Source organism: Tengunoibacter tsumagoiensis (assembly GCF_003967535.1).
GTDB lineage: Bacteria > Chloroflexota > Ktedonobacteria > Ktedonobacterales > Ktedonobacteraceae > Tengunoibacter > Tengunoibacter tsumagoiensis.
On sequence record NZ_BIFR01000001.1, the window covers coordinates 2749427 to 2772709 of the forward strand.

24 protein-coding genes and 1 tRNA gene are annotated in these 23283 nt (G+C 49.8%); 16 read left to right on the top strand and 9 right to left on the bottom strand.

Going from position 1 to position 23283, the window contains the following annotated elements; translation table 11 throughout:
* Positions 1 to 97: 97 nt before the first annotated feature.
* Together EL628_RS10775 and EL628_RS10780 are read right to left on the bottom strand one after the other, a co-directional pair.
* A complete protein-coding gene (locus EL628_RS10775; protein WP_126579953.1) occupies positions 98 to 589 on the bottom strand; it encodes an SRPBCC family protein in 492 nt (163 codons plus the stop codon).
* Positions 586 to 942, bottom strand: coding sequence for an ArsR/SmtB family transcription factor (locus EL628_RS10780; protein ID WP_218028898.1), 357 nt, complete (start codon positions 940 to 942; stop codon positions 586 to 588). The genes EL628_RS10775 and EL628_RS10780 overlap by 4 nt, the downstream gene beginning before the upstream one ends.
* Before the next feature lie 171 nt (positions 943 to 1113).
* On the opposite strand from EL628_RS10780, the gene EL628_RS10785 reads away from it, so the two are divergent.
* Positions 1114 to 1467: a hypothetical protein gene (locus EL628_RS10785; RefSeq protein WP_126579954.1), complete on the top strand. Its 354-nt coding sequence runs from the start codon at positions 1114 to 1116 to the stop codon at positions 1465 to 1467.
* Between the two features lie 4 nt (positions 1468 to 1471).
* Here the strand turns inward: EL628_RS10785 and EL628_RS10790 are convergent, their stop codons facing one another.
* A complete protein-coding gene (locus EL628_RS10790) occupies positions 1472 to 2230 on the bottom strand; it encodes a PspA/IM30 family protein (RefSeq protein ID WP_126579955.1) in 759 nt (252 codons plus the stop codon).
* A gap of 194 nt (positions 2231 to 2424) precedes the next feature.
* On the opposite strand from EL628_RS10790, the gene EL628_RS10795 reads away from it, so the two are divergent.
* Positions 2425 to 2496: transfer RNA gene (locus EL628_RS10795), tRNA-Gly, on the top strand.
* 450 nt (positions 2497 to 2946) lie between these two features.
* Here EL628_RS10795 and EL628_RS10800 read toward each other — a convergent pair.
* Positions 2947 to 4266, bottom strand: a complete 1320-nt coding sequence (locus tag EL628_RS10800) for a spinster family MFS transporter (RefSeq protein WP_126579956.1) — start codon at positions 4264 to 4266, stop codon at positions 2947 to 2949.
* 407 nt (positions 4267 to 4673) lie between these two features.
* On the opposite strand from EL628_RS10800, the gene EL628_RS10805 reads away from it, so the two are divergent.
* Both EL628_RS10805 and EL628_RS10810 read left to right on the top strand, forming a co-directional pair.
* Positions 4674 to 5039 carry a GlsB/YeaQ/YmgE family stress response membrane protein gene (locus EL628_RS10805; RefSeq protein ID WP_174719958.1) on the top strand — a complete coding sequence of 122 codons (366 nt, stop codon included), beginning with the start codon at positions 4674 to 4676 and terminating at the stop codon, positions 5037 to 5039.
* A 229-nt stretch (positions 5040 to 5268) separates the two neighbouring features.
* On the top strand, positions 5269 to 5955 hold the full coding sequence (locus EL628_RS10810) for a DedA family protein (protein ID WP_161975408.1): 687 nt from the start codon (positions 5269 to 5271) through the stop codon (positions 5953 to 5955).
* Positions 5956 to 6059: 104 nt separating this feature from the next.
* On the opposite strand, the gene serA is transcribed toward EL628_RS10810, so the two are convergent.
* The 3 genes from serA to pyk form a co-directional block, all read right to left on the bottom strand.
* Entirely contained in the window at positions 6060 to 7778 is a 1719-nt protein-coding gene (gene serA / locus EL628_RS10815; protein ID WP_161975409.1) for a phosphoglycerate dehydrogenase, read from the bottom strand.
* 25 nt (positions 7779 to 7803) lie between these two features.
* Complete coding sequence (locus EL628_RS10820; RefSeq protein ID WP_126579959.1) at positions 7804 to 8964, bottom strand: pyridoxal-phosphate-dependent aminotransferase family protein; 1161 nt, start codon at positions 8962 to 8964, stop codon at positions 7804 to 7806.
* Positions 8965 to 9245: 281 nt separating this feature from the next.
* Entirely contained in the window at positions 9246 to 10685 is a 1440-nt protein-coding gene (gene pyk, locus EL628_RS10825; RefSeq protein ID WP_126579960.1) for a pyruvate kinase, read from the bottom strand.
* Positions 10686 to 11139: 454 nt separating this feature from the next.
* Here pyk and rpsP point away from each other — a divergent pair, with 454 nt between their 5' ends.
* From rpsP to EL628_RS10850, 5 genes are all read left to right on the top strand, one after another.
* On the top strand, positions 11140 to 11412 hold the full coding sequence (gene rpsP, locus EL628_RS10830) for a 30S ribosomal protein S16 (protein ID WP_126579961.1): 273 nt from the start codon (positions 11140 to 11142) through the stop codon (positions 11410 to 11412).
* A gap of 50 nt (positions 11413 to 11462) precedes the next feature.
* A complete protein-coding gene (locus EL628_RS10835; RefSeq protein ID WP_126579962.1) occupies positions 11463 to 11693 on the top strand; it encodes a KH domain-containing protein in 231 nt (76 codons plus the stop codon).
* Between the two features lie 108 nt (positions 11694 to 11801).
* Positions 11802 to 12356 (top strand): ribosome maturation factor RimM, encoded by a 555-nt coding sequence (rimM, locus tag EL628_RS10840; protein ID WP_161975410.1) that lies wholly within the window; start codon positions 11802 to 11804, stop codon positions 12354 to 12356.
* Positions 12357 to 12521: 165 nt separating this feature from the next.
* Positions 12522 to 12749 (top strand): hypothetical protein, encoded by a 228-nt coding sequence (locus tag EL628_RS10845; RefSeq protein ID WP_126579964.1) that lies wholly within the window; start codon positions 12522 to 12524, stop codon positions 12747 to 12749.
* Positions 12750 to 12988: 239 nt separating this feature from the next.
* Positions 12989 to 13228, top strand: a complete 240-nt coding sequence (locus tag EL628_RS10850) for a hypothetical protein (RefSeq protein ID WP_126579965.1) — start codon at positions 12989 to 12991, stop codon at positions 13226 to 13228.
* Between the two features lie 98 nt (positions 13229 to 13326).
* On the opposite strand, the gene nth is transcribed toward EL628_RS10850, so the two are convergent.
* Positions 13327 to 13992 carry an endonuclease III gene (gene nth, locus EL628_RS10855; RefSeq protein WP_126579966.1) on the bottom strand — a complete coding sequence of 222 codons (666 nt, stop codon included), beginning with the start codon at positions 13990 to 13992 and terminating at the stop codon, positions 13327 to 13329.
* A gap of 148 nt (positions 13993 to 14140) precedes the next feature.
* Here nth and EL628_RS30980 point away from each other — a divergent pair, with 148 nt between their 5' ends.
* The 5 genes from EL628_RS30980 (at position 14141) to EL628_RS10880 (ending at position 19747) form a co-directional block, all read left to right on the top strand.
* On the top strand, positions 14141 to 14317 hold the full coding sequence (locus EL628_RS30980; protein ID WP_126579967.1) for a DUF2256 domain-containing protein: 177 nt from the start codon (positions 14141 to 14143) through the stop codon (positions 14315 to 14317).
* A gap of 171 nt (positions 14318 to 14488) precedes the next feature.
* Entirely contained in the window at positions 14489 to 16354 is a 1866-nt protein-coding gene (locus tag EL628_RS10865) for a transketolase (RefSeq protein ID WP_126579968.1), read from the top strand.
* Between the two features lie 148 nt (positions 16355 to 16502).
* A complete protein-coding gene (locus EL628_RS10870; RefSeq protein ID WP_126579969.1) occupies positions 16503 to 18062 on the top strand; it encodes a diacylglycerol/lipid kinase family protein in 1560 nt (519 codons plus the stop codon).
* A gap of 145 nt (positions 18063 to 18207) precedes the next feature.
* A complete protein-coding gene (locus EL628_RS10875) occupies positions 18208 to 18708 on the top strand; it encodes an LURP-one-related/scramblase family protein (protein WP_161975411.1) in 501 nt (166 codons plus the stop codon).
* 187 nt (positions 18709 to 18895) lie between these two features.
* Entirely contained in the window at positions 18896 to 19747 is an 852-nt protein-coding gene (locus EL628_RS10880) for a ribonuclease HI (RefSeq protein ID WP_126579971.1), read from the top strand.
* A 119-nt stretch (positions 19748 to 19866) separates the two neighbouring features.
* Here EL628_RS10880 and EL628_RS10885 read toward each other — a convergent pair whose 3' ends face one another.
* The gene (locus EL628_RS10885) at positions 19867 to 21189 is read right to left on the bottom strand and encodes a hypothetical protein (RefSeq protein WP_126579972.1); all 1323 of its coding nucleotides are present in this window, start codon (positions 21187 to 21189) and stop codon (positions 19867 to 19869) included.
* Between the two features lie 302 nt (positions 21190 to 21491).
* Here EL628_RS10885 and EL628_RS10890 point away from each other — a divergent pair, with 302 nt between their 5' ends.
* On the top strand, positions 21492 to 22199 hold the full coding sequence (locus EL628_RS10890; protein WP_126579973.1) for a DUF169 domain-containing protein: 708 nt from the start codon (positions 21492 to 21494) through the stop codon (positions 22197 to 22199).
* Positions 22200 to 22231: 32 nt separating this feature from the next.
* Complete coding sequence (locus EL628_RS10895) at positions 22232 to 23239, top strand: phosphotransferase (RefSeq protein ID WP_126579974.1); 1008 nt, start codon at positions 22232 to 22234, stop codon at positions 23237 to 23239.
* The last annotated feature ends 44 nt before the right edge of the window (positions 23240 to 23283 follow it).

Here is a 23283-nt window from a genome sequence, read left to right on the forward strand (position 1 = left end):
CTCTCGTATGCAAGACCGTGCTTGCTCTTCCTTTGCTGTGCAGAGCTGAGTGGATTCAGCCCCTGTTGTGCTGAGGACATGATGTGCTTTCTTGCGGTCACCTCTCCATCTTTTTTAAAAGCTCTGCAAGACGCTCAAAGGAAGCACTGGTTCCTTCTTCCATCCCACTTTGCAGCATGCTATCTCGGTCAGCGACGGACTGGAAAATGGAGTGAGCGGTGAGCCTGGTTCTTTCTCCAGGCAATTCCTCAAAACGTACCGTTTCCAGACACACATGTCCTTTTTCTGGTAGCCCTTCAAACTCAAAGGTGTTAATGACGAGTTCAGGGCTGAGCACTTCGTGATAGACTCCATGAAATGCAGTCACTGTACCATTTGGATCGGTGTGGAGATACCTCCACTTCCCATTGGTCTTTGGTTCAAAGATATCAAGCGTCATGATGCCCCCCCGTGGTCCCAGCCACTGGACGTACAGCTTTGGGTCGGTGAAGGCTCGAAACACAAGTTCGCGCGGCGCATCGAATTCGCGTATGATGAGCATCTCTTGTTTTCCCGGCTCAGCGACAATGATCGTTTCATTGGCTGTCATAGAAGTTCTTCTCCATCTTTTTTTCTCGTAGTCGCTTGTTTCTTCTTTTCAGTTTCGAGTATTCCATCTAACACCTCAAAACGCTCACTCCATCTTTGTCGTGTCTGTTGAATCCAGGCTTCAAATTGAGAGAGTGTCTGTGGATTGAGGCGGTACATATGCTTTTGAGCGTGTTTTTCCATCTCCACTAAGTGAGCCTCACGCAAGACTTTGAGATGTTGTGAGATCGCTTGTGGGCTGACAGGAAAATGCTCGTAGATAGCAGTAGCAGATAACTCACCACTACTCGCAAGGAGTTCGAGAATGGCCCTTCGCGTCGGATCGGCCAGAGCAACAAACATATCCATACCCATATTTTAAAGCAATTTCTTAATTAAGTCAATACTTGATAAAGAGGATGCTGACAGAACTGGAACGTCCATGTTTTTGGTTGCCAGTATTTGACGGGTTTTATGCTCTATGTTACCATAGTTGATAGCGCACTGTAAGGTCCGGTCCGCTATTTACGAGGGGAGTTAGAAAGCATGAACTTATATGAGCAATTATTGGTGGTGAGAGAGCGTCTTGAGGGCATCGGAGCTCATGATGATAGTATGGACCTGGTAGAGAAACTTTTGAAACGAGCTGAACCTGCCAGAAATGACAAGACCAGCATCAATCAGGTACAAGTTCTACGTCATATGCTGCGTATGCCTGAGACGGTGGACAACTACAACGTGTACAACGATCTACAAGAATTGATCAGCGAGCGCGATGAAGTAGAGATTGCTGCACGTGAGGACGCAGCACCTGCGGCCTATGTAGATACAGATCGTCGTCCAAAACCAAAGTCTTATTACAAAGATAAAAAGGACAAAGAGAAAAAAGGGAAGGGCTAGCCGACTATTCAGTGGCTGGCCCTTCAATTTGTCTTTGTTGTGCATTTGCACCGTCGAGTTGTAGCTGTTGTTTCAGCGCCTGAAGTTGAGTATCGACATTCTGTTGGGCGCTGATCTGCCGCAACTCGCGGTCAAGTGTATCGCCGCTTCCACCTCCCAATAGTCCCTGCTCACCGAGCGTGCCTTGCTCAATCAGTGCTTCCATCGCGTTAGCCCGAGCTTGCATGGTGAGTACTTTATCTTGAGCTCGCTGCATAGCTGCATTCATCTCTGTCATCTCTTGCGAAATGCCAGTGACTGTCTCATTGATTTTTACCTGAGCCTGAGCTGCGCTATACTGTGCTTTGACCATCTCTTTCTGAGTGCGGAAAGCCTCAATCCGCGCTGAGACGGTACGCTCCATCGTTATGAGCTTCTCTCCCTGGGCCTGGATCTGTGCAATCTGCTGTTCATACCCGTTAAGCTGGGTGACTAATGTCTCTTTGCGTTGGAGTGCGAGACGAGCCAGATCCTCTCGATTGGCCTGTAGAGCCTGGCGAGCCTGACCCTCTAAGGTTGTGACCTGTGTTTGTAGCTGCGCCTGTTGCAATTGCAAGCGTTTCTCATTGGTCACAACATCTGCAATGGATCGGCGCAATTGTTGGAGCTGTTCGAGCTGTTTAGAATACGAATAATCCATCACCTGTCCCGGGTCTTCAGCACGATCCAGGGCAGCATTGGTCCGAATAGTAAAAAAATTGAGAAGGCGTGAGAATAGTCCCATAATATCCCCTCCTGATCATTGCTCTAATAAGTATACGGTTTACGCGTGATTACGTTGCTGTTCATTGTAAAGGCTCTCTTTGAGAGAAAGCATACCATAGTTGGCGGTGGTCTGTCTGATAGAAAAAAAGTGGCTCAAAAGGCTTGACAGCGAAACTGCTTTCGGTTATACTACTCAACGTTAGAGATATCTATGCGGGTTTGGTGTAGCGGTAACATGCGACTTTCCCAAAGTTGAGACCACGGGTTCGAACCCCGTAACCCGCTTTCTAAAAGGCTATCAAGCGTTTGATGGCCTTTTTTTGTTGCATGTTTTCTGTCAAGCGATTCTAATGCCCGACCAGGGCGTTTCAGTTCTGGATTGGTCCTCTGACGACCAGAGAGGTTCTTCCATCGGGAAGAGTGCAAAGAAGAAAATACTGCATCAGGCCATTTCTCGGACGCGACTGCGGTCTGGTCCCTGTCATCAGCCACAATGAATTGATCCCTGACCCCTTCTCACTTCATTGTTCCCCCTGTCAGGCCGCAGTCGCGTTCGCTGAGCGTGCCAACCCGGCCCTTTTCTGCAAGCACTGAAACGCCCTGATAGCCGACAGCCCCCTGAATGAGGGAGTGGCCGTCATAAGCACGATAGTGTCAGCCTTATGGCTGTACCTTCGCTTGCATTCTTCATGAAGCAGTTCTCTTTATGACGGCCTGTGAAGGAGATAAGCAGGCTTATTTGTGGAGCTGAGCTTCCATGTTCTGCATATCTTTATTGACTGTTCTGAGGCCAATTAAACAGACAAGGCCAGCCAGTAAGAGGCAGAGAGGAGCGCAGAGGCGCATCGCAAAGCCAATCGACGTCCGGTCGCTGATGATGCCAATGATCAGAGGTGATGCGGCATCGCCAAGGAGATGTCCAAGGAGAAGAGCCAGACCAACTGCCGTTGAGCGCATCGTGGGACTGATAATATCCTGTACAATAGCCTGGATAGGTCCCAGACACATGGTGAGACAGATAATCGCGATCACAAAGATCGTAATAAAGATGGGGAGCTGGTGAAACGAGAGTGCCAACCAGGTAAGGGGGGCCCCAGCCAGAAAGGCAATGGTCGTAACCAGCATACGCCCCTGTGGCATGCGCCGTTGCAGAGAGTCAGCCAGCCAGCCTCCAAACAGGGTGCCAACCAGACTTCCAGCTCCTAAAACGCCTGAGGAGATATTACTCGCCTGACTTAATGTCTGACCAAACTCGCGGACGAGGAACGTGGGTACCCAGGTCAAAGCAGCTCCAGTGATAAAGAAGCTACAGATGAAGGCGGCCACAATAACCCAGTAGGTTGGGATGAGCAGCAGCTTTTTAAAGATTTTGAAGAAATCAGCTCCAATACTGCCATGTGCCAGAGCCGCTTCATTCTCGGTATCATGCCCCTGTTCAAAGGCTCCACGTTTGGGTTCGGTGACGCGCCAGATCAGAAAAGCTGTCAGGAGGCCAGGCAGACCAACAAGATAGAAGACCCAGCGCCAGCCCCATGCCTCGGCGACATGCCCACCAATGAGGAGGCCCAGAGCCGTCCCAATCAGGTTGCCAATCGACCAGAGTGAGAGCATACGACCACGTTGCTCCTTAGGGAAATAATCTCCAATCATTGACAGCGAGGCCGGTGCATAACCTGCCTCACCAATGCCGAGGAAGGCGCGCGTAATAAAGAGCTGTACAAAATTACGGGTAAAGCCACCCAGGGCGGTTGCAATACTCCAGATCGTCACACAGACAGCAACAATATTTTTACGTACTCCTTTATCAGCCCAGACGCCCAGAGGGAGAGTGCACAGGCCGTAGATGAGTAAGAAGGATGAGTTGAGTAACCCCAATTTGGCATCAGAGAGACCAAATTCTGCCTGAAGCTTGGGGAAGATCGAAGAGATCACCGAGCGATCTACATAATTAAGGATGTTTATCGCAAGAAGAACATAAAATGCAAAACGTGCCTGTTCTCGGGATGGGTGCGCACCGTCCTGCTTGTGGGTGGTGGGCGGCGTAGCTGTCCTCATAGAATGATGTCCTTTTTTAACCTTTCATTGTTGTCACAGACTGCCTGCTCAATGTAATCGTCTGCTACTGATACGAACAGGCTCAGAGCGGGTTGCTAATTTTACAACGACCATGACCTTAAGAACGTCACTGTAGAGTTTTTTCTCCCTCTCTACTGTCCCTGGCAGGGCGTTTTTAGGAGCGTTTGCAAGACAGAGCTGTTCGCGAAACTATATGGCTGGGCTCTGCGTATAAAGGGGGAGAAGCATCTCTCATAAAGAGAGACGTACATCAGGCATATTCTTCCAACGGGCTCATTCTGCAACCATGGTGGCTGTCTCAAACGGTACCAGCAGAAGAAGAGCAGACTGATAGTTGGTTAGAAATATTGATAGAGATTGCTCACTTTCATGTAAAGGAGGCTCGTATGCTACTTCCACTTGCTGATGGCGTAACTATCCAGTTAGGCGAACATGTATGGTCTTTTGGGTTAAATTTTATTCTGTATCTGGTTATTGCTGCTATCGTTGGTTTTCTTGCTGAATATATTGTTGGTTGGCGCGTGCCCTTCGGTATTATCGGTTCAATTATCGCTGCTGTAATTGGCATCTGGTTGATGACACAGGTGATTCAGATTAATGGTATCAGTATTAATGGCCACAATGATATCGATCTTTTCGGTGTGCCATTGATTCGCGCATTGATTGGTTCAATCATTTTTGTGGCCATCTGGCACCTGCTGACAGCCGGGATTGCTCGTCGCCGTCCACGCCGTCGCTATGGTGCAGCATAGCATACTAGAACGCGTGTCCAGAGTGCGGCCCTCACCTCCAAGGTGAGGGCCGCTTCTTTGTGGGGGCAGAGCATGATAGAGATAGAGAGTGGATAGTATGAATAGCCTTGCCAATTGGGTAAGCCATGTAGCCAATCCTTCTCTCTCTTCGTCTTGTTTTAAGAGAAGGTTCTATCATTTGTTGATGGAAGAATTGCGGTCCATAGCCATCTTGGAAAAGGATCAATCTGTGCATACTGTGACGCATTTTTTTCTCTCGGCAAGCCCTCTGCTGGTGTATATTCTGGTGGCAGTGGTGCTTATGCTGGAGAGCTCTGCGATCCCGATTGCGAATAATACGTTGTTGTTATTGACTGGAGCGCTCTCCGCCCACGGTCAATTGAATATTGTGCTCCTGTTTGTGGCTGCGGTGGTGGGAAGTATCGCCGGGGCCTGTCTGGCCTATCAGATCGGGCTCTCTAATGGCCCGGCTTTTCTCGCGCGTGTGGCACGTCTTCTGAGGCTAAATGAACAGAAAATTGGTTTTGCCGAGCGCTGGTACCAGAAGTCAGGCGCTCGGATGATCTTCATCTCTCGTATGACTCCTTATGTGCGCCCATTCGCCTGTTTCCCTGCGGGGATCTTTCGTATGCCGTTCCCGACTTTTTTTCTCGCATCTTTTTCAGGATCGACTATCTGGTGTCTGGCTCTGCTTGCTCTTGGCTGGTTTGTTGGTGATCGCTATCATCAGGTGCTGAGACTGATGCAGCGTTATACGTTGCCCTCGGTACTGGTGGTTGTCGTGCTCCTGGTGCTGTATATTCTTGGGTCGCGACTGATCAAACAGCGCTTTCATTCCCAGGGCGAAGCGAGAGGTTCTGAGGGCCGCCAGGAATATGTGGCAAGAGGTCGGCGCTATAGTGGTTTTATGCGTTAGTCTGTAAAATCTTCTGTTTCAGGATTGAGAGAAAAAGAATAAGAGAGGCGTTGAAGTAGACGCCTCTCTTATAGTCTGGTAGGTCTCGTAGCTGTTTAGTGCACTTAGAGATTGACCAGTTTCACTCCGAATATGTCGCCGGTCTTGCGGATTTCGTCGATGGCCCAATCGGGAATTGGATCGTCAACAGAGATAATCATTAAGGCGGAAGCATTTTTGGAGTAGCTGCGCGGCTTGCGGGTGCTTGGACCAACATCCATATGTTGAATATTGACGTTTGCCTTCCCCAGGACAGTGGCTACGCGCCCAATCATCCCTGGCTGATCGAGATTCTGGCAGAAGAGAATATAGCCTTCGGGCGCAAATTCAGTCCAGTAGCGTCCGACACGGACGATACGTGCCTCGTCATGGATGACTGTCCCACTCAGTGTCGCAATCTGTTCCTCGCCTGAGCCAGGGATGCCTGTCAGCAGAGCATCAGTAGGTTGCGAGTTAAAGACGCGTAACGTCACCTGATTGGCAAACTCAGCAGGCGTGGTAGATTTCTGTTCGACGATCTCCAGACTCCACTCTTTAGCCAGAACCTGAGCATTCACCATATTGACATGTGCATCCGAGATCGATTCCAGCAGACCTTTGACCAGGGCTGTCTGCAATGGTCGCAGGTCATAGCTGGCAATCTCACCACTATAGACCAGCTCCACTTTATTGATTGGACCAGGCTGGAGCTGTGTATAGAGCCGTCCCATCTGCTCGACCACTGTCATATAGGGCTGAAGAACTTTTAACGTTTCGGGAAGAATCAGAGGTGCATTCACCGCTGCCCGAGGGAAACCACCACGCAGGACTGAAACGATCTGATCCGCCACATCGGTTGCGACTCCAACCTGAGCCTCTTCTGTCGAGGCACCCAGATGGGGAGTAGTAATAATGCGCTCATGAGATACAAGCTGCTTTAAAAGCTCATTATCTTTAATGGGTTCCTGACTGAAGACATCGAGTGCAGCTCCGGCGAGCCGACCCTCATTCAATGCTTTGAGGAGAGCCTCTTCGTCGATCAACCCTCCGCGAGCACAGTTAATCAGACGAGCTGTTGGCTTCATCAGGCTGAGCTCATGCTCTCCAAGTAGACCTCTCGTCCCATTCGGGCCACTCGTCAATGACGTATGCAGCGTGACAAAATCAGACTGGCGTAGCACATCTTCCAGACTGAGCATCGTTACATTGGCCTTACGAGCCTGTTCGGGCGAGACATAGGGATCAAAGGCCAGGATCTGCATCTCCAGGCCCTGAGCTCGGCGAGCCACGGCCATACCAACTTTCCCCAGACCAATGACGCCCAGCGTTTTGTTGCGCAGCTCAACGCCCAGGAAGCGGCTCTTCTCCCATTTTCCAGCTTTCATGCTGGCGGATGCATTGGCGATATGGCGAGCGAGCGCCATCAGCATCGCCACGCTGTGTTCAGCAGCAGCAATAATATTGCCTGTGGGTGAGTTCACCACAATGATTCCCTGCCGCGTTGCGGCAGCAGTATCGATATTATCGACACCAACACCTGCACGACCAACAATCTTGAGATTGGTGGCAGCAGCAAGAATATCTGCGGTTACCTGAGTTTCGCTACGAACCACAAGTGCAGTATAGTCTCCAATAATCGCCTTGAGCTGCTCTGGCTTGATACCGATCCGCTCGTCTACCTGAGCCTCAGGGAGTTGAGTGCGTAAGAGGTCAATGCCCTCCTGTGCAATGCGATCAGTAATCAGGACTTTGACGGGACCGACCTGTGTCGCCTCGGTCTCACGCTTTTCTGTGACCTCTGTCATAAAGTCTTTCTCTCCTCTGACCGTACTAGCCCTGAAAACCAAGTTCATGGAGACGGTGTTCAACTGCATTAAGAGCCTCGTCGAGATCTTCCTGGGTAAAGTAACCAAGATGACCAATGCGGAATATCTTGCCCTTCATATGATCCTGACCATCGGCCAGAACGATATTATCTTCTTTGCGGAGCTTTGTCAGCAGGGCTTTTGTCTCAATACCTTCAGGGGTCAGAATGGCCGTGACGGTATTGGAGGCGTAGCGGGGATCGGCCAATAATTTGAGCCCAAGTGCTTTCACCCGATTACGGACATATTCACCGGCCTGAGCATGGTGAGCAAAGATGTTTGCGCGGCCTTCTTTTAACATCATCTCCAACGCCACATCTAAGCCATAGAAGAGAGAGACGGGCGGTGTTGTGGGATGTTGCCACGAAGCCTCGAGCTGCTTGCGTGCCGAGCTCCAATCGAAGTAGAAGCGGGGAAGTTTTGATTGTTTATGGGCGGCCCAGGCGCGCTCACTGGCAGCAATCATCATAATGCCAGGAGGAATCATCCAGCCTTTTTGTGAGCCAGTAAAGACCACATCCAGATCCCAGGGATCCATCTCCAGGGGAAGGCTACCCAGAGAACTGACGGCATCAACAACAATAAGGGCATCTGGATTATCGTTGCGTACAACCGTAGCCAGAGATTGAATATCGTTCGTCACGCCAGTAGATGTCTCATTATGAGTCAAGAGCACGCCGCGATAAGGAGCGATTTGTTGGAGTCGATTGGCCACGACATCAGGATCGGCAGCCTGGCCCCATGGGAACTCGATTTTGGTGACATTCAGTCCGTATGCTTCAGCAATCTTTGCCAGGCGCGTACCAAAGTTCCCAATAATCACAGAGACCACATGATCACCAGGTGAAAAGACGTTGACCACGGCACATTCTTGTCCGCCCGTACCAGAAGCGGGATAGGTGAGGACGGGAGCAGTCGTCTGGAAGAAATACTGGAGGCGTGGAGTAACTCGTTTCATGATAGCTGAGAACTCAGGGCCGCGATGATTGATCATCTGGGCCGCCTGTGCTTCCATAATCTCTGGTGGAATAGGCGTAGGACCTGGAACACGCAGATTCTGTTTTGGAATCGGAAGACGCTCTTCTACCTGTGGAATTGGAATAGCTTTTCGATCTTGAATGGTCATTGATTCGTGTACTCCATTTTTCTCTATCTCAAATGAGATTGTTATGCAGGTTCACCAACGTATATCGGTGGAACAGATTGCGGCTTCGCAATGGATGCAAACGGTAAGCTGCTCTGTTTACCAATACCATGGCCTGAGGGGGTGCTCATTTAGAGTATAGCATAAATGTTTGAAAGCCGAATAGTGCACACTTCGGGGCTCTATTCAGCTTTCTATGGTTATTATGTATACCTGGAAAAGGAAAAATTGTGAGCATATGTATTTTGCTACGAGATAATTCCTTAATCTTTATCGGCGATGCAATGTAATTTGACGAAGTTGGTGCGTGCTTTGCTGGCAATGGGAAGTCCACCCATAATGACCACCTTGTCGCCTTCTTCGACCAATTTATCTGTAAGCATAAGCTGATCGACAACCTCAATCAACTCATCAGTTGTGCCTGTAAGTGGGACGAGGCAAGGTCGAACGCCCCACCAGAGAGCAAGGCGGCGATAGACCTCTTCCGAGGGAGTATAGGCAAAAATAGGGGTGCGTGGACGGTCTTTTGAGATAAGATGAGCGGAGGCACCTGAGCGCGTAAAGACCACAATGGCATTGACATTCGTGGCTTCAGAGAGCGCACGAGCTGCGTGGCTAATGGCGTGCTCCTGAGTGCGTTTCTGCGTCTGAGGTTGGCGTGCTGTGCTATCGCCTGCTTCGGTCTCAAGGGCGATGCGGACCATCATTTCGACCGCTTCGATGGGATGAGCTCCTGCTGCGGTTTCAGCACTGAGCATAACCGCATCCGTCCCATCAAAGACCGCATTTGCCACGTCATTGACCTCAGCTCTGGTGGGGCGTGGGTTCGTCACCATAGATTCTAACATTTGAGTCGCAGTGATGACAGGAAGACCCAGCGCATTACAACGCGAGATAATATGTTTTTGGAGCAGAGGCACCTTTTCGGGAGCCATCTCCACGCCGAGATCGCCACGAGCGACCATAATGCCATCGACCACTTCTAAGATATCGTCGAGATTCTCAATGGCTTCGGGTTTCTCAATTTTGGCAATCAAGGGAATATCTTTGTCTGGGGGAGCCGAGAGTTCAGCGAGATGCTGTTTGATCAGTTGTTTTGCTGCCAGGACATCATCGGGAGTGCGTACAAAGCTTAGTGCGACATAATCAACACCATGTTGAACACCAAAGCGCAGATCATCACAATCCTTTTCAGTTAAGGAAGGAGCACTGACCGCAACCCCGGGCAGATTAATCCCTTTATGTTCTTTTAAGCGACCGCCATGGACGACGAGGCACTCGACATCCGTCTCATTAAAGCCAAGCACCCGTAGCTCCATAAGACCATCATCAAGCAGGATGCGGTCTCCTTCTTTGACATCCTGAGCTAGAGATTTATACGTCGTAGGGATAATCTGTTCATTGCCAGGAATCTCTCGTGTGGTAATGATCACGCGAGTATTGACGACCAGGGGAATAGGCTGAGCATCTTTGAGCTTGCCAACGCGGATCTTTGGACCCTGGAGATCTTGAAGGATTGCTACAGGCACGCCCAGGCGTTTGGAGATGGCACGAATCCGTTGCAGCACCACGGCATGATGTTCCTGGGCCCCATGGGAGAAGTTAAGCCGGGCCACGTTCATACCAGCACGAATGAGCTGTTCAAGTTTTTCCTCACTGTCGGTAGCTGGCCCAATAGTACAGACGATTTTTGTCCGTCGCATATAATATCCCTCTTAAAATAGCTTTTTCGGGAGAAGTTTTCTCTCACGATAGCTGCAGAGCCATTGGACGACCGTGTCCATTCTGTCTAGTAGTAGCAGTGTACACTTTCTGAGGATCAAGGGCAAGCTCTAAGAATGTTTCTTTAAACGGCCTTAAGAAAGCATGGAGGGCCATTTACAACAGGTCTGGCCAGGATCGCAAAATGCCCTTTTCGGGTGGTACTTTCTGGGCCATCTTTCACAAAGAAAGTCTCAGGAGAGAGGAACAAGATGATTCATCTCGCAAGAAGGATGAGAGCGACCTGTGAACAGTGTTCGTAGATTGACAATTTGCTCGTCGCATGCTATTCTAGTCAGGCCGTAGTTGACAGGTACTTTTGTGTGCTGTGTTCAATGTGGCACTGCTGAAAATACAGACCCCCACTAAGCGGGGCAGAGGTGGAATTAAAAAAGCATGGCTGTTAAGATTCGTTTAAAACGTACGGGCATGAAGAAAGCCCCCAGTTATCGTGTTGTCGTAGCGGATGCCCGTTCTCCTCGCGATGGTCGCATTATCGAGAACATTGGGTGGTACAACCCCCGCGTTGAGCCTTCTGCGATCAATATCAATGAAGAGAAAGCTCTGGGCTGGTTGAAAAATGGCGCCCAACCAACGGAATCCGTCGAGATTCTCTTGAAGCGTGTCGGCATTTTAGATCGTTTTGCCCAGACGAAATCTGCCGAGTAGCCACGTTCGTTTTCATCAAGCTCAGTAGTATCTAAAGTAAGGTTTGAAAGATGCGAAAACTGATCGAGTATATTGCCCAGTCACTGGTTGATGATCCATCTGCTGTGCAAGTTCAAGAAGTTCGCAATGACCGTAACGCGTTGGTGCTGGAACTGCATGTTGCGTCCGATGACTTTGGAAAAGTAATTGGGCGTCAGGGCCGCGTTGCTAAAGCTATGCGTACTCTCCTGCGGGCTGGCGGCACGCGCGAAGGCCGTCATACCTCTTTAGAGATTCTGTAGCGCAGAAGGGATGCCCGTCCGCATTCCTTGACCTCTCTGCGAGACGAAGTACAAAGCATTCGATGGAGCGTACGCTCAGCTAAGCAGGCTATAGAGAGCTGCATGCATATGAAAGACACAACAGAGTGGGCTACTATCGGTACAATAGTGGCCCCTTTTGGTATCCGCGGTGAGATGAAGGTGTTTCCATTGAGTGATGTCCCTGACCGCTTTGCCGCCCTTCGTACCATCTATTTCAGTTCCGACTATTCGGCACATAAGATCGATGCTGTTCGCCCCTATAAAGCGAATATGCTGGTCGTCAAACTGGCTGATCTCCACGATGCTACTGCCGTGGAACAGTTGCGTAATGTCGCTCTGCTGATTCCTGTCAGCGAGATGGCTCAGCTTCCCCCTGATTCCTATTATCATCATGATATTGTTGGTCTCCAGGTGATTACTGTCAGTGGTCGCGAGCTAGGGAAGATCATCGATATTATGCAGACTGGTAGCAATGATGTGTATGTCATCAAAGGGCACGATGGCAAGCAGATTTTAATCCCGGCCCTGAAAGATGTCGTAAAGCAGATTGACCTCATCCGCCATGTGATGTATATTGATCCTATGAAAGGGTTGTTAGACGACGAACCCGATGAAGAGATCGATGAGGATGAGCAGCAGTAGGCAAAAGGTGCCGATCATGCACATTTCTCGTCTCAAACGGCGCAGAAACTGAAAGAGGTACAACGCTAGCATTCTTTCATGCATATTATCGGTGCAGGGTGTTTTCTACACACTGGTGTTGCGTTGCCAATGGGTGCGCCACAGTATCTTGTAGGGAGGTGTCTCATGTCCGACCATATCCCGACTCTGGCTGATCTCTGTAGTGCCATTGCTGAGGGGCATGTGGCGGCAGCTACTGATGGTTCGACGTATCATGTCAATGCTTTAGAGGTGCGTCGTTATTTCAGTAAGCGTCGTTCTCGTTCGACTGTTCCTTTTGTCCAGGCACTTGTCGCAACGTATACTGAAGGCAATGAGTGGACTGGATCCACTATCTGTAATCTGGGCCGTTAAGGCCTTTTTTTGTACCTTTCTTCCCTTCTAGAGAATGTTGCGTTTAGAGAATTGAACGACTATAATAAGATTTGCTATTGAGATGGTTCTCGATAGGCTGGCATTTTGCTCTCCCTATCGAGGCTGGTCTCGTGTTTTTCCAGTCTCCAGGAAGGCGGGTTGGTATTCTGGCCTCCTGTGTTTGCCTGATTCTGGTTGGACTTCTCTTTCGTTTTCTTGGATGTAAGGAAAGGTATTGCATGGAGCCACTTGATTCAAATTATGTCGTACAACGACATGAAAATCCACGTGCTCGCTTCAACTGGCTATATATTATTCCAGTTCTGGCCTCGCTCTGGTTGCTCTATTTGGTCGCTGCTGCGATCTTTCAATTCCCTATTACCGGGATCATTGATCCGGTGATGAGCTTAATGATTGTGGGCTTTTTTGTGATGGTAGGGCTGCTCTTCTGGGCGCTCGCTCCCCGCTCCAATCGCTAAGGTGGCCTTGTGTGGAACATTCTCAGCCTGCTACAAGATCTGGTCTGTTCCACGCCACTCTTCGGTTTTTCTCCCTGATGTCGCTCCGTTCGTGCCTCTTATGGTTTTACCGTTGATGAGGGGCAGAGCTGTTGTAGCGTACATTGAGCACATTTGGGTTTGCGTGCATTGCAAATGGCTCGGCCATGGTAGATGATCCGATGGGCCAGTGGCAACCAGTCGCTTTGTGGGACGATGCGCATCAGCTCCTGCTCAGCTCGATCAGCATCCTCCTGCGTGGTCCAGCCGAAGTGTCTCACCAGTCTTCCCACATGAGTATCAATGATAAAGCCCTCTGAAATGCCGAAGGCATTCCCCAGAATGACATTTGCTGTTTTTCGTCCCACTCCTGGTAGTCTGACCATCTCACGTAGCGTCTGTGGAACTTCTCCCTGGTAATGATCCAGAATATATTGACAGGCAGCTCGAATGCTTCGGGCTTTGTTGCGGAAGAAGGTGATCTTCTGAATATCTTGCTCCAGCTCCTCCTGACTGACCTGTGCGTAGTCCTGTGCACTGCGGTACTTCTGAAAGAGCACCCTGGTGACGGTATTGACGCGCTCATCAGTGCATTGCGCGGCCAGTTGGGTTGCTACTAATAGTTCCAGTGGGGTTGTGAAGTCAAGATCGTATCGAGCATCCGGGTAGAGCCTCTCTAATTCTTGTGTGATCAGTTGAATATGAGATGGAGTATCTGGTTGCGGAGAAATAAGTTCTGGTGTCATGGTGTATAGTGTGTCCTTCTAACAATTTCTTCTGGCTATCTCTAGAGTTAGTATAGCACTTTTCGCTTAATAAGGTGTTTCTTTTTTTGTGGAAAATATCTCTCCCCTTATGCAAAGGTTCAAGTTACCTGATAGCTATACTTGTCGTATGCATAAGAAAAAAGCAACCAGTTTTTCTAAGAAAAAAGGCCAGTTGCCCACAAAGATCTGCGCCCAGTGTGGGCTTCCCTTTGAGTGGCGTAAACGCTGGGAACGAAACTGGGCAGAAGTCCGCTATTGTTCCGATCGTTGCCGTAGAATACACCACCTGACTCATAAACGCTAATTTTTTCTCGCCGTTTGAACTCAGAAATACGTACTAGAGAGAGAGGTTTATCAAAAACAATGGTATGCATCAGCTTGCTCATACTTTGGCTCCCTTCCTATAATGAAGAGGGCATTCCAGCTTCGAGGGAGCGACTTTTGCGTTGAATCTCTTATTCATGAGGAGCAAACAATGACAACCACGGAAACAAGTTCGCAGGTCCAGCAATGGACAAATCTCGCTCAGCAGTTGCGTGTAGATAGTATTCGTTGTACGACGGCTGCTGGTTCTGGTCATCCCACATCGTCAATGTCAGCCGCTGATCTTATGGCCGTTCTTCAGCTCAGTTATCTCCATTATGACTTCGATCAACCAAAGAATCCGAACAATGATCATCTTATCTTCTCTAAAGGCCATGCCGCTCCTCTGCTTTATTCCATGTACAAAGCGGCTGGAGCAGTGACCGATGAGGAGTTATTAACATTAAGAAAATTTGGGAGCCGTCTGGAGGGCCATCCAACACCAGCGATTCCCTGGGTAGATGTCGCAACTGGTTCGTTGGGTCAGGGCTTACCAATTGGCGTGGGAGTGGCCCTGGCGGGCAAATACCTGGATAAGTTGCCCTATCGTGTCTGGGTCTTATTAGGTGATAGTGAGGTCGCTGAGGGGTCAATCTGGGAGGCATGTGATAAAGCCTCATACTACAAACTTGATAATCTGATTGCTATTCTCGACTGTAATCGTCTGGGCCAGCGCGGCGAGACTGATCTCGGTTGGAATACCGAGGCCTATGCTGAGCGTGCACGAGGGTTTGGCTGGAAGGCAATTGTCGTAGATGGGCATAATTACGATCAGATTAATCAGGCGTATACGGAAGCTTTAGCGACGCATGGTGCCCCTACAATGATTATTGCCAAAACAAAAAAAGGCAAAGGCGTCTCCTTCTTAGAGGACAAGCCCGGTTGGCATGGGAAGGCTCTCAGTCCCGAGCAGGAAGAGCAGGCAATGCAAGAGCTGAAACCGCAGGTGCGCAGTCGGACCTTTGAGGTTCAGAAACCTGCTCCAGCAGAGCCTGCTCCAGAGATTCCTCCCATTGTTCCTCAGCTTCCAAGATACGAACTCAATACGTCGGTTGCCACACGAAAAGCCTATGGAGAGGCGCTCAAGGCCCTCGGCGCAGCCAGCCCACTCGTTGTAGCAGTGGATGGCGAGGTGAGTAATTCGACGTATGCCGAAGATTTTGCGAAAGCCTATCCTGAGCGCTTCTTTGAGCAGTTTATTGCTGAGCAACAGATGGTCGCCTCTGCAGTAGGAATGAGCGTTCGACATAAGGTTGCTTTTGCCTCGACCTTTGCCGCTTTCTTCTCTCGTGCCTATGATTTTATTCGTATGGCGGCCATCTCCCGCGCAAATATCCGTCTGGTTGGTTCACATGCAGGTGTCTCGATTGGTGAGGATGGACCATCGCAGATGGCATTAGAGGATCTCGCCATGATGCGAGCAGTCTTTGGGAGTACGGTCCTCTATCCAAGCGATCCGAACCAGACTGCTCAACTGGTGGCAGAGATGGCGAACCATAGTGGGATCATGTACCTGCGCACGACGCGTGAAAAGACGCCAGTACTGTATAGCCCTGATGAGACCTTTAGTATTGGTGGCAGTAAGGTACTCAAGCAGTCAGCAAAAGATCAGGCTACTGTGGTGGCGGCGGGAATTACCGTTCATGAGGCCCTCAAGGCATATGATCAGTTGCAGCAGGATGGGATTACGATCCGCGTGATCGATGCCTATTCAGTGAAGCCAATTGATGACGAGACTCTTCTGTTGGCCGCGCAGGAGACTGGCGGTAAGATTATTACCGTCGAGGATCACTGGCCAGAGGGTGGGTTAGGAGAGGCTGTGTTGGAGGCTTTCTCACTGGTGAATGCCCCCTTGCCTCGTGTCGTTAAAATGGCTGTGCAATCGATGCCGGGCTCGGGAACTCCTGCGCAGCTTTTAGAGGAAGCTGGTATCAGTGCTCACGATATTGTAGAGGCCGTGAAGGCAATCATCAAATAATGTGACTCCTGGAAGAGAAGCACAGCAGCCGCGCTATCCATCAGACTGGATAGTGTGGCTGCTGTGCTTTTGAAACGCTACCGCAGACTCTCACGTGTAGGTAGTACCAATATGTATTCGTGAATATTTATGTGAAGGATTACTACCTATGCGTGTTAAAAAAGCGTCCTTGCTCGTGAATCCACGTGCAGGAGAGAATGTTGTAAAATTGCCTGATGTGCTGGCTGTGCTGGCAGCGGCTGGTTGGAAGACTGAGATTGCGTTAAAAGAATATGGTAAGCATATTATAGGTCTGGCCAATAAAGCCAGTCAGGGAAAGGCCGATCTGATTATTGCTCAGGGTGGAGATGGAACACTGAATCAGGTGGTGAATGGGGTCATGAGCGTTCCAAAGAGCCGTCGTAGTGTGGTGGGTATTCTTCCTGGAGGGACTGCGAACGTCTGGGCAGGTGAAATTGGGGTTCCTATTGAACCAGTGAAGGCTGCCCTGGCCCTTGTCAATAGCAAAGAACGCTCTGTTGATGTTGGACGCCTGGAGATTCATTCGATCCAGTTTCCTGGTGAAGAGGCGCGACCAGTTACAGGTGGCAACAAGAAGAAGATTCAGAAAGAAAGCAAAGAAATTCGCCATCACTTTTTGCTCATGGCAGGGATTGGCATTGATGCAGCGATCATGGGGAATGTCTCGAAGCCTTTAAAATATCGTGTTGGACCCCTCGCTGTAGGTGTGTCTGCGTTAAAAGAATTGCCAGCCCACCATACCTTTCCAATTGAAATTCAGTCGGTTGGAGCTGAGTCCACTGGCGATCTGTTGTGGAAGGGTGAAGCTCTTCAGGTGGTGATTGGGAATACCCGCAGCTATGCGAAAGCAAATTCTATTGAGCTTACACCAGACGCATATATCGACGATGGTTTGCTGGATGTCTGCGTGATTACAGCCGGTGATCCTTTGACAACTATTCAGCAGATCTCCTCACTGCTCCTGCGTCAGCGTCCCTCCAATACCAGTGCTGAGTTCTTTCATGGTGCTCACTTGCAGATCAAAGTTCCTGCTTCGATCTCTTTCCACCTGGATGGAAGCGCTGTAAAGTTAAAGGATTATCTGAGTAAAGCCGATTATGAGCGTCTGGAACAGCTTGAAGATGCCTCACAGGTGATGGTGACGTATCAGTTTGATGCGGTCCCCCATGCTCTTACCGTGGCTATTCCGCAGACATATACCAATGAGCTGTTTGAAAATGGCGATGAGAAGCACGAGCACAAAGGGATTGTAGAAGCCAAACAACAGCATGAGCATCAGCCTGAAGGCAAATTGCCTGAGACAACTATGCAGCATGAGACGGAGGCAACGGAGACGCAATCTGAGCCCAAAGAGAGCCAGCATGATGAGTCACTGCGCAAAGAGCTTCCTGATTTTGTCGACTCGCTTGTGAAGAACGGTCGAAAGGTTACTGTGATTGCTAAGACCGTGAATCCCGAGAAGAAAGAGACCTATATTCTGGCAGGCAGCGTCCATAAAGATAATACAGGTGAAGATGTTCCTGTCGCTGTAGTGCTCGATGCGGAGACCACCCTTTTTGATCATCAGGGAAAATCACTGAAAGATATAAAGACCGCGATCGACTCTCTGCAAGAGGGGACACTCATCATTGTAGAGGGGAGTAAGAGCAAACGTGGTGTCATCACTGCCAGACGTGCCGTTTTATAGGTAGCTTGTTTTTCTATTGCGCCTCATGGCATGTGATAAAAAGTGCTCAGGTACGTTCTCTTGTAATGGAGGGGAAAGACTGAGCGCTTTTTTTTGTCAGCCCTTCATGATTGAAATCACCTGTATTGTGAGAGGAGCATTGCCTGTGCGGTATCATTTGCGCGAGCGAGCCTGGAGCTTAACGGAAGCTTTTCTGGTACGTGACGATAATGGACATACTGTCTATGAGATTCATGGGAAATTTTTTCACATTGGCGACAACCTTGTCTTAAAAGATAAACACACGCATAAAGAACTAGTGCATATTAAGCAGCATCTGATCTCGATTCATCCCAGCTATGATCTCTATCGGGACGGCAAACATTGGGGCAATGTCCATGAGCAGTTTCATTTCTTTGGTGGAGAGCGGTTTAAGATTAAGGGTCAGGATGGGATGGTGTTTCATATTGAAGGCGATATCTGGAACTGGAACTTTAGCATTCTGGATGATCAAGGGAACCTCATGGGGCAAGTGGGACGCCAATTTGCGCTCTTCCATGATAGCTATGGCGTCGAGGTGGCTCAGGGAGTTGATGCCCCCTTTATTATTGCGCTGGCAGTCGTAATTGAGATGGTCAAAGAGCACCACAAGGATCGCCGCGATTAGCCGTAGCCACGTATGGAGGACTGGCGACAAGCCCTTTCCTTCCCAGCTTATTTGAAACTTTGTTCCTATTGATATCTGCTAAACTCACTGTCTATGCTATACTAGCTGGGAGATCAGACACGGGTGAGGAAGCCCGATGGAGCAAAGATCTTCAAGAAAAATGTTGGTGAGGAAAGGGTGAGTTTGGTTGAGTACACAGATTGAATCTCTTGAATGGCAGTCGGTCCTCCAGACCGTTGTCAAGACCGACCTGCGAACAGTCTTACCTCAGATTGGATCGGCAGGGGTGATTGCCTATACAGATGGAGCCTGTCTCAAAAATCCTGGTGGTCCAGCTGGTTGGAGCTGCCTGCTCTGGTCAGCCACGGATGCGGTAAAGGGGATTGTGCGTGCCGATGCACCTTGTTGTGAGCAGTATGGCCACATTCCAAAATCAAAAACAACCACGAATAATCGAGCAGAGATTGCAGCCGTCCTGGCCGTCTTATCGCTGGCCCCTCCAGCACTCCCTCTAACTATTTATAGCGATAGCGAATATACCATCAAAGTGGCCTCTGGAATCTATCAGATGAAGGCCAATCCCGATCTGTGGGAGATCTATCGGACTCTTTCAGGCTATCGCAAGCAGGCTCCAAAGTTTGAATGGGTACGAGGCCACGCAGGCCAACTGCACAATGAGCGGGCTGATGAGCTGGCTGGTCTGGGAGCCTGGAATAATGACCGCGCGGCCTATGAGCGCTGGCAGGCCTCAGATACTCCTGAGGCCCATAATCCAGCCCCTGCGCGACCACGCAATCAGGCATCGCAAGGTCAAGGTGCAGGTGTCGCATCTGCTGAGGAGGTCCAGGGAATGCGGCAGAGCGTTCAGAGGCTCAAGACATATATGGACTCTATTGCAGTAGAGAGTGGGCGTATTAGTGAGCCTGAGCGCAAGTTCATTAATGACATGGCCAGACGTTTTCAAAAGAATTCCTTTGTGCCTTCCGATAAGCAGAGCAATTGGATAAAGGGCTTAATTCAAAAATATAAAGTTGTGTAATCAGGCACTGCTGAAGAAGAGAGCAGGAGTCTGGCCTGTTTAGTGATGATTACAAGCTTTGTCGTAGAGCGGACGAGCCACACCATTTGCGCTCGTCCGCCTTTCAATGTGAATAAGCCTTACGTATCCATGTCAGTTGTAACAGGCGGATTTGCGACCAGTTGTTTCAACAGATCTGAGAGCGGCTTCACAAATTCCAGAGAATTATCCCAGTAGTTATGGGCCTTCATGCCACCTCCGACACTATTGGTCAGGTTATCAACTGGTCTATCGTGAATGGGGATATTCTGGAGCTGCCCCGTATTAGGATTGAGCGCTTGATAAAGAAACACACTCTCTGGATCTGGGTCTTCATAGATCTTACCAGTGCTGAGATTAATCTGTTCATAGCGAAGCTCATGAATGGGATCCGGGTCTTCTATCAGCCAGTTGGCAGGTGTACAGAGTGGATCGGCAACGATATCTTTCGGATCAAAAAAGTTAAGCCAGGTCGTGATCGGGGGAATGGTTGCGATGGTGCTTCCCCACGAAAAGAGTTTGGCATATTTGCGGAGCGGGCTCCCGGCTGTGACCAGCCCCCAGATCTTTCTGGCTGCGAAGGGTGGCAGATTGCGGACAACATCGAAGGCCACTACCGTACCATTGCTATGCGCGTTGATCACAATCCCATCGACATCATCGCGACAAGCCAGGCGTTGCAGGGCATCTAACACAAAACTGCGGATGCGCTCGCGCAAATTATTGGAACAGACGTACGCTGCAACATCGTTTTCGACCTGACGGAGGGTTGTCAGCAGGCTATTGGTGGCCTGATTATCGTGAGGATCAACATTGACCCCCTGGCTATCTTTGCGATAGAAGCCAGCATCCTGACGAATCCGCAGGCTAGGGCTGGGTTCATCCTCTTCATATGGTCGATGGTCTGCGGCATGTTTCCAGAGGGCTGTAAGATCGGTAAAGAGCATATGCGCTACATTTGTCGAGCGTCCGTATTCTTTAAGGGAGGTAAGGGCCATTAAACTGGTCTGGAGACTGGTCCCCACCAGCGAGCCCTGACCCTCTTCTTGTGAATAGACCAGCGCAACGTGCGAGATCTGTCCCTGTTGATTAAAGAGGATTGCTGGTTGATTCTCAAGATTGACAGGAAGGACATTGATCTCTCTGGCAACATTCCAGGTACCCAGACGTGAACGGCCAGCCTCTACATTATACGAGTTACCAGGCCAGACGCTTTGAACATAGATCACCCCATTCTGGCCACGGAGATGACGTTTGCGTTCGGGATCATCACTAAGGAGATTGCCATCCAGGAAGAGACTCAGATTTTCATGAAGATCGTCTGCATAGCCCTCGATCGAGGGATTGACCTCTCCTGGAGTATAGATGGGTGGTTGTTCAAAGCCGATACCGTGGATAGTGACGAGGCAGATCCGTGCAGGCATGAGTTTCTCCTCTTCTAATAGACATGGCTGAGCCAGATAGAACGCAGTAGATCCTTCTCGCGGTGTCTGGTCACTTTTAAAGACAATTTCCAAAACAAAAGGTTTGAGGAGTTATGTTATAGCTATTGTAGCATATTCGGGCTCTTCCTGTATATGCAGGGTCGTACTATGATTGAGCTCGCGTGTTGGGCGGCAATCTATGGTAGAATTGAATTGAGCCGTTCGTGGCCAACTTTTTCGTAACTTGTTTTGTGTAACTTGTTTTGTGTAACTTGTTTTGTAAAGAATAAGAGGGATGCTGGATGGAACATACAAACCCGGCAGCACGTTTTGTGAGCAGTCTGCAGCTACAGCATAGACCAGTAGGATTGGCCTTTGTTGATCAAGTGCCAGAGCAGGTGAAGCATGTCGCTTCTCGCGTTCCTTCGGCATGCACGTTCTGGCGGCTAGCGGAGCAAGGGGTCTTTTATGCAACGGCAGAAGATCATCAAGAGTGTCCTATCGGCATGTTAACGATGGGCTTTAAGATGCCAGCCTCTGCTCAGCAGCGTGCGCAGGATCTGGTCCAGACAATGGCCAGTGTCAATTATTTTTCACCCTCAGAGGTGAATGCTCTACCAGTGGTCAAAAAAGCCCATAGCAGCATCATCTATGGTCCAGTTGAAGAACTGCCAGTAGAGGCTGATGTTGTGCTGTGCATTTTGAATACGCAGCAGGCTATGTTAGTGGCTGAGGCCCTGGGCGATGTCAGCTGGCTGCAACATGGACAGACTGCCTTTGGACGGCCCACGTGTGGCGTGATCCCTCGAACGTGGCAGTCGGGTGAGAGCTCTGTCAGTTTTGGATGTGTTGGGGCTAGAACGTATGTAGGGCTGACTCCAGGCGAGGTTGTGATGACATTGCTTGCGACCAGCTTTGATGAGCTAGTAGAGAAGATAGAGACCATTATTCAGGCGAATGCTGCCCTGGCCCCCTATCATCAACAGCAGAAGGCTACATTTGGTGTCTAGCTTCTCTTCAAGAGGCGAAACGAAAGTTTGTGATGAATACATCTTCGCTTGAGCGTCTCTGCCGACAATGTGGGCTTGGTTCACTGTTGAGTGAGCCCACTGTCGTGACAGGAGGCGAGCTCCATTGCGTCTGGCATCTTCGTACCGAGCAGGGCGAATTTGCCGCTAAGGAACTCAATACTGCTATCCTTCGTCAGCCCGGTCTGGCTGACGATTATCGTCGTGCTGAGCAGGTGGCAGAGGCGATGGCCGCTCATGGCATCCCTGCCGTAGCCACCCACTCTTATCAGGGTGAGCTTCTTCAAACAATCGACGAGAAAACGTTTTTACTCTCTACCTGGATTCCTGGCGAGCTTCTTCCTCCTGGCCCGGTTGAGCCAGCGCGTGCCCGCTTAATTGGCTCTATTCTGGCTCAGATGCATGCTTTGCCTCTGCCATACACAGAATTGGATACATTGAGCTGGCCCCATTTCTCAGAAGAAGTCTGGGATATGCTGACCTTCCAGGGCTCCGATCTGGGACTCTCCTGGGCCAATCCAGTGCGAGCGCTTCTTCCGCAGTTACTCACCTGGGATAAGCTCTCACAGGAAGCAGCGGAGCGGCTCAATCAGAGATTAGTCGTGAGTCATCGTCATCTAGATCCGTCGAACGTCATCTGGTGCGATGCCAGTACCCCCAAGATTGTCGATTGGGAATCGGCTGGCCCGATTAATCCAACCATGGAGCTGTCAGGGGTTGCGTTAAGTTGGAGCGGCTATACCGTTGGTCAGCCTCAGGAAGAGGTCTTTTCTGCCGTATTAGAGGGATATCTGAGGGCGGGGGGACAGATCCATGATAATGGGCTGGATGCCCTGCATGGGCTGCTGGGCAGCGGACTGGGCTGGCTCCTTTTTCATATGCGTCGTTCGTTAGGTGAATCTATTGAAAATGAAGATGAACAGCAGCAGGGAGAAGCTGCGGCCAAACAGACCCTGATTCTTCTGCGTTCTCTGGCAGAACATGCTGAAATCTGGGCACAATGGGTTGAGCATTGGCGTTAATCGAACTATCATGAAGTTGCCCGCTAGTACAAGACAGAGCTCTG

Bases quoted from the DNA above. Each gene is read 5' to 3' on its own strand.
- EL628_RS10775 (WP_126579953.1), bottom strand. From the start codon at position 589: ATGACAGCCAATGAAACGATCATTGTCGCTGAGCCGGGAAAACAAGAG.
- EL628_RS10780 (WP_218028898.1), bottom strand. From the start codon at position 942: ATGGGTATGGATATGTTTGTTGCTCTGGCCGATCCGACGCGAAGGGCC.
- EL628_RS10785 (WP_126579954.1), top strand. From the start codon at position 1,114: ATGAACTTATATGAGCAATTATTGGTGGTGAGAGAGCGTCTTGAGGGC.
- EL628_RS10790 (WP_126579955.1), bottom strand. From the start codon at position 2,230: ATGGGACTATTCTCACGCCTTCTCAATTTTTTTACTATTCGGACCAAT.
- EL628_RS10800 (WP_126579956.1), bottom strand. From the start codon at position 4,266: ATGAGGACAGCTACGCCGCCCACCACCCACAAGCAGGACGGTGCGCAC.
- EL628_RS10805 (WP_174719958.1), top strand. From the start codon at position 4,674: ATGCTACTTCCACTTGCTGATGGCGTAACTATCCAGTTAGGCGAACAT.
- serA (WP_161975409.1), bottom strand. From the start codon at position 7,778: ATGACAGAGGTCACAGAAAAGCGTGAGACCGAGGCGACACAGGTCGGT.
- EL628_RS10820 (WP_126579959.1), bottom strand. From the start codon at position 8,964: ATGACCATTCAAGATCGAAAAGCTATTCCAATTCCACAGGTAGAAGAG.
- pyk (WP_126579960.1), bottom strand. From the start codon at position 10,685: ATGCGACGGACAAAAATCGTCTGTACTATTGGGCCAGCTACCGACAGT.
- rpsP (WP_126579961.1), top strand. From the start codon at position 11,140: ATGGCTGTTAAGATTCGTTTAAAACGTACGGGCATGAAGAAAGCCCCC.
- EL628_RS10835 (WP_126579962.1), top strand. From the start codon at position 11,463: ATGCGAAAACTGATCGAGTATATTGCCCAGTCACTGGTTGATGATCCA.
- rimM (WP_161975410.1), top strand. From the start codon at position 11,802: ATGAAAGACACAACAGAGTGGGCTACTATCGGTACAATAGTGGCCCCT.
- EL628_RS10845 (WP_126579964.1), top strand. From the start codon at position 12,522: ATGTCCGACCATATCCCGACTCTGGCTGATCTCTGTAGTGCCATTGCT.
- EL628_RS10850 (WP_126579965.1), top strand. From the start codon at position 12,989: ATGGAGCCACTTGATTCAAATTATGTCGTACAACGACATGAAAATCCA.
- nth (WP_126579966.1), bottom strand. From the start codon at position 13,992: ATGACACCAGAACTTATTTCTCCGCAACCAGATACTCCATCTCATATT.
- EL628_RS30980 (WP_126579967.1), top strand. From the start codon at position 14,141: ATGCATAAGAAAAAAGCAACCAGTTTTTCTAAGAAAAAAGGCCAGTTG.
- EL628_RS10865 (WP_126579968.1), top strand. From the start codon at position 14,489: ATGACAACCACGGAAACAAGTTCGCAGGTCCAGCAATGGACAAATCTC.
- EL628_RS10870 (WP_126579969.1), top strand. From the start codon at position 16,503: ATGCGTGTTAAAAAAGCGTCCTTGCTCGTGAATCCACGTGCAGGAGAG.
- EL628_RS10885 (WP_126579972.1), bottom strand. From the start codon at position 21,189: ATGCCTGCACGGATCTGCCTCGTCACTATCCACGGTATCGGCTTTGAA.
- EL628_RS10890 (WP_126579973.1), top strand. From the start codon at position 21,492: ATGGAACATACAAACCCGGCAGCACGTTTTGTGAGCAGTCTGCAGCTA.
- EL628_RS10895 (WP_126579974.1), top strand. From the start codon at position 22,232: ATGAATACATCTTCGCTTGAGCGTCTCTGCCGACAATGTGGGCTTGGT.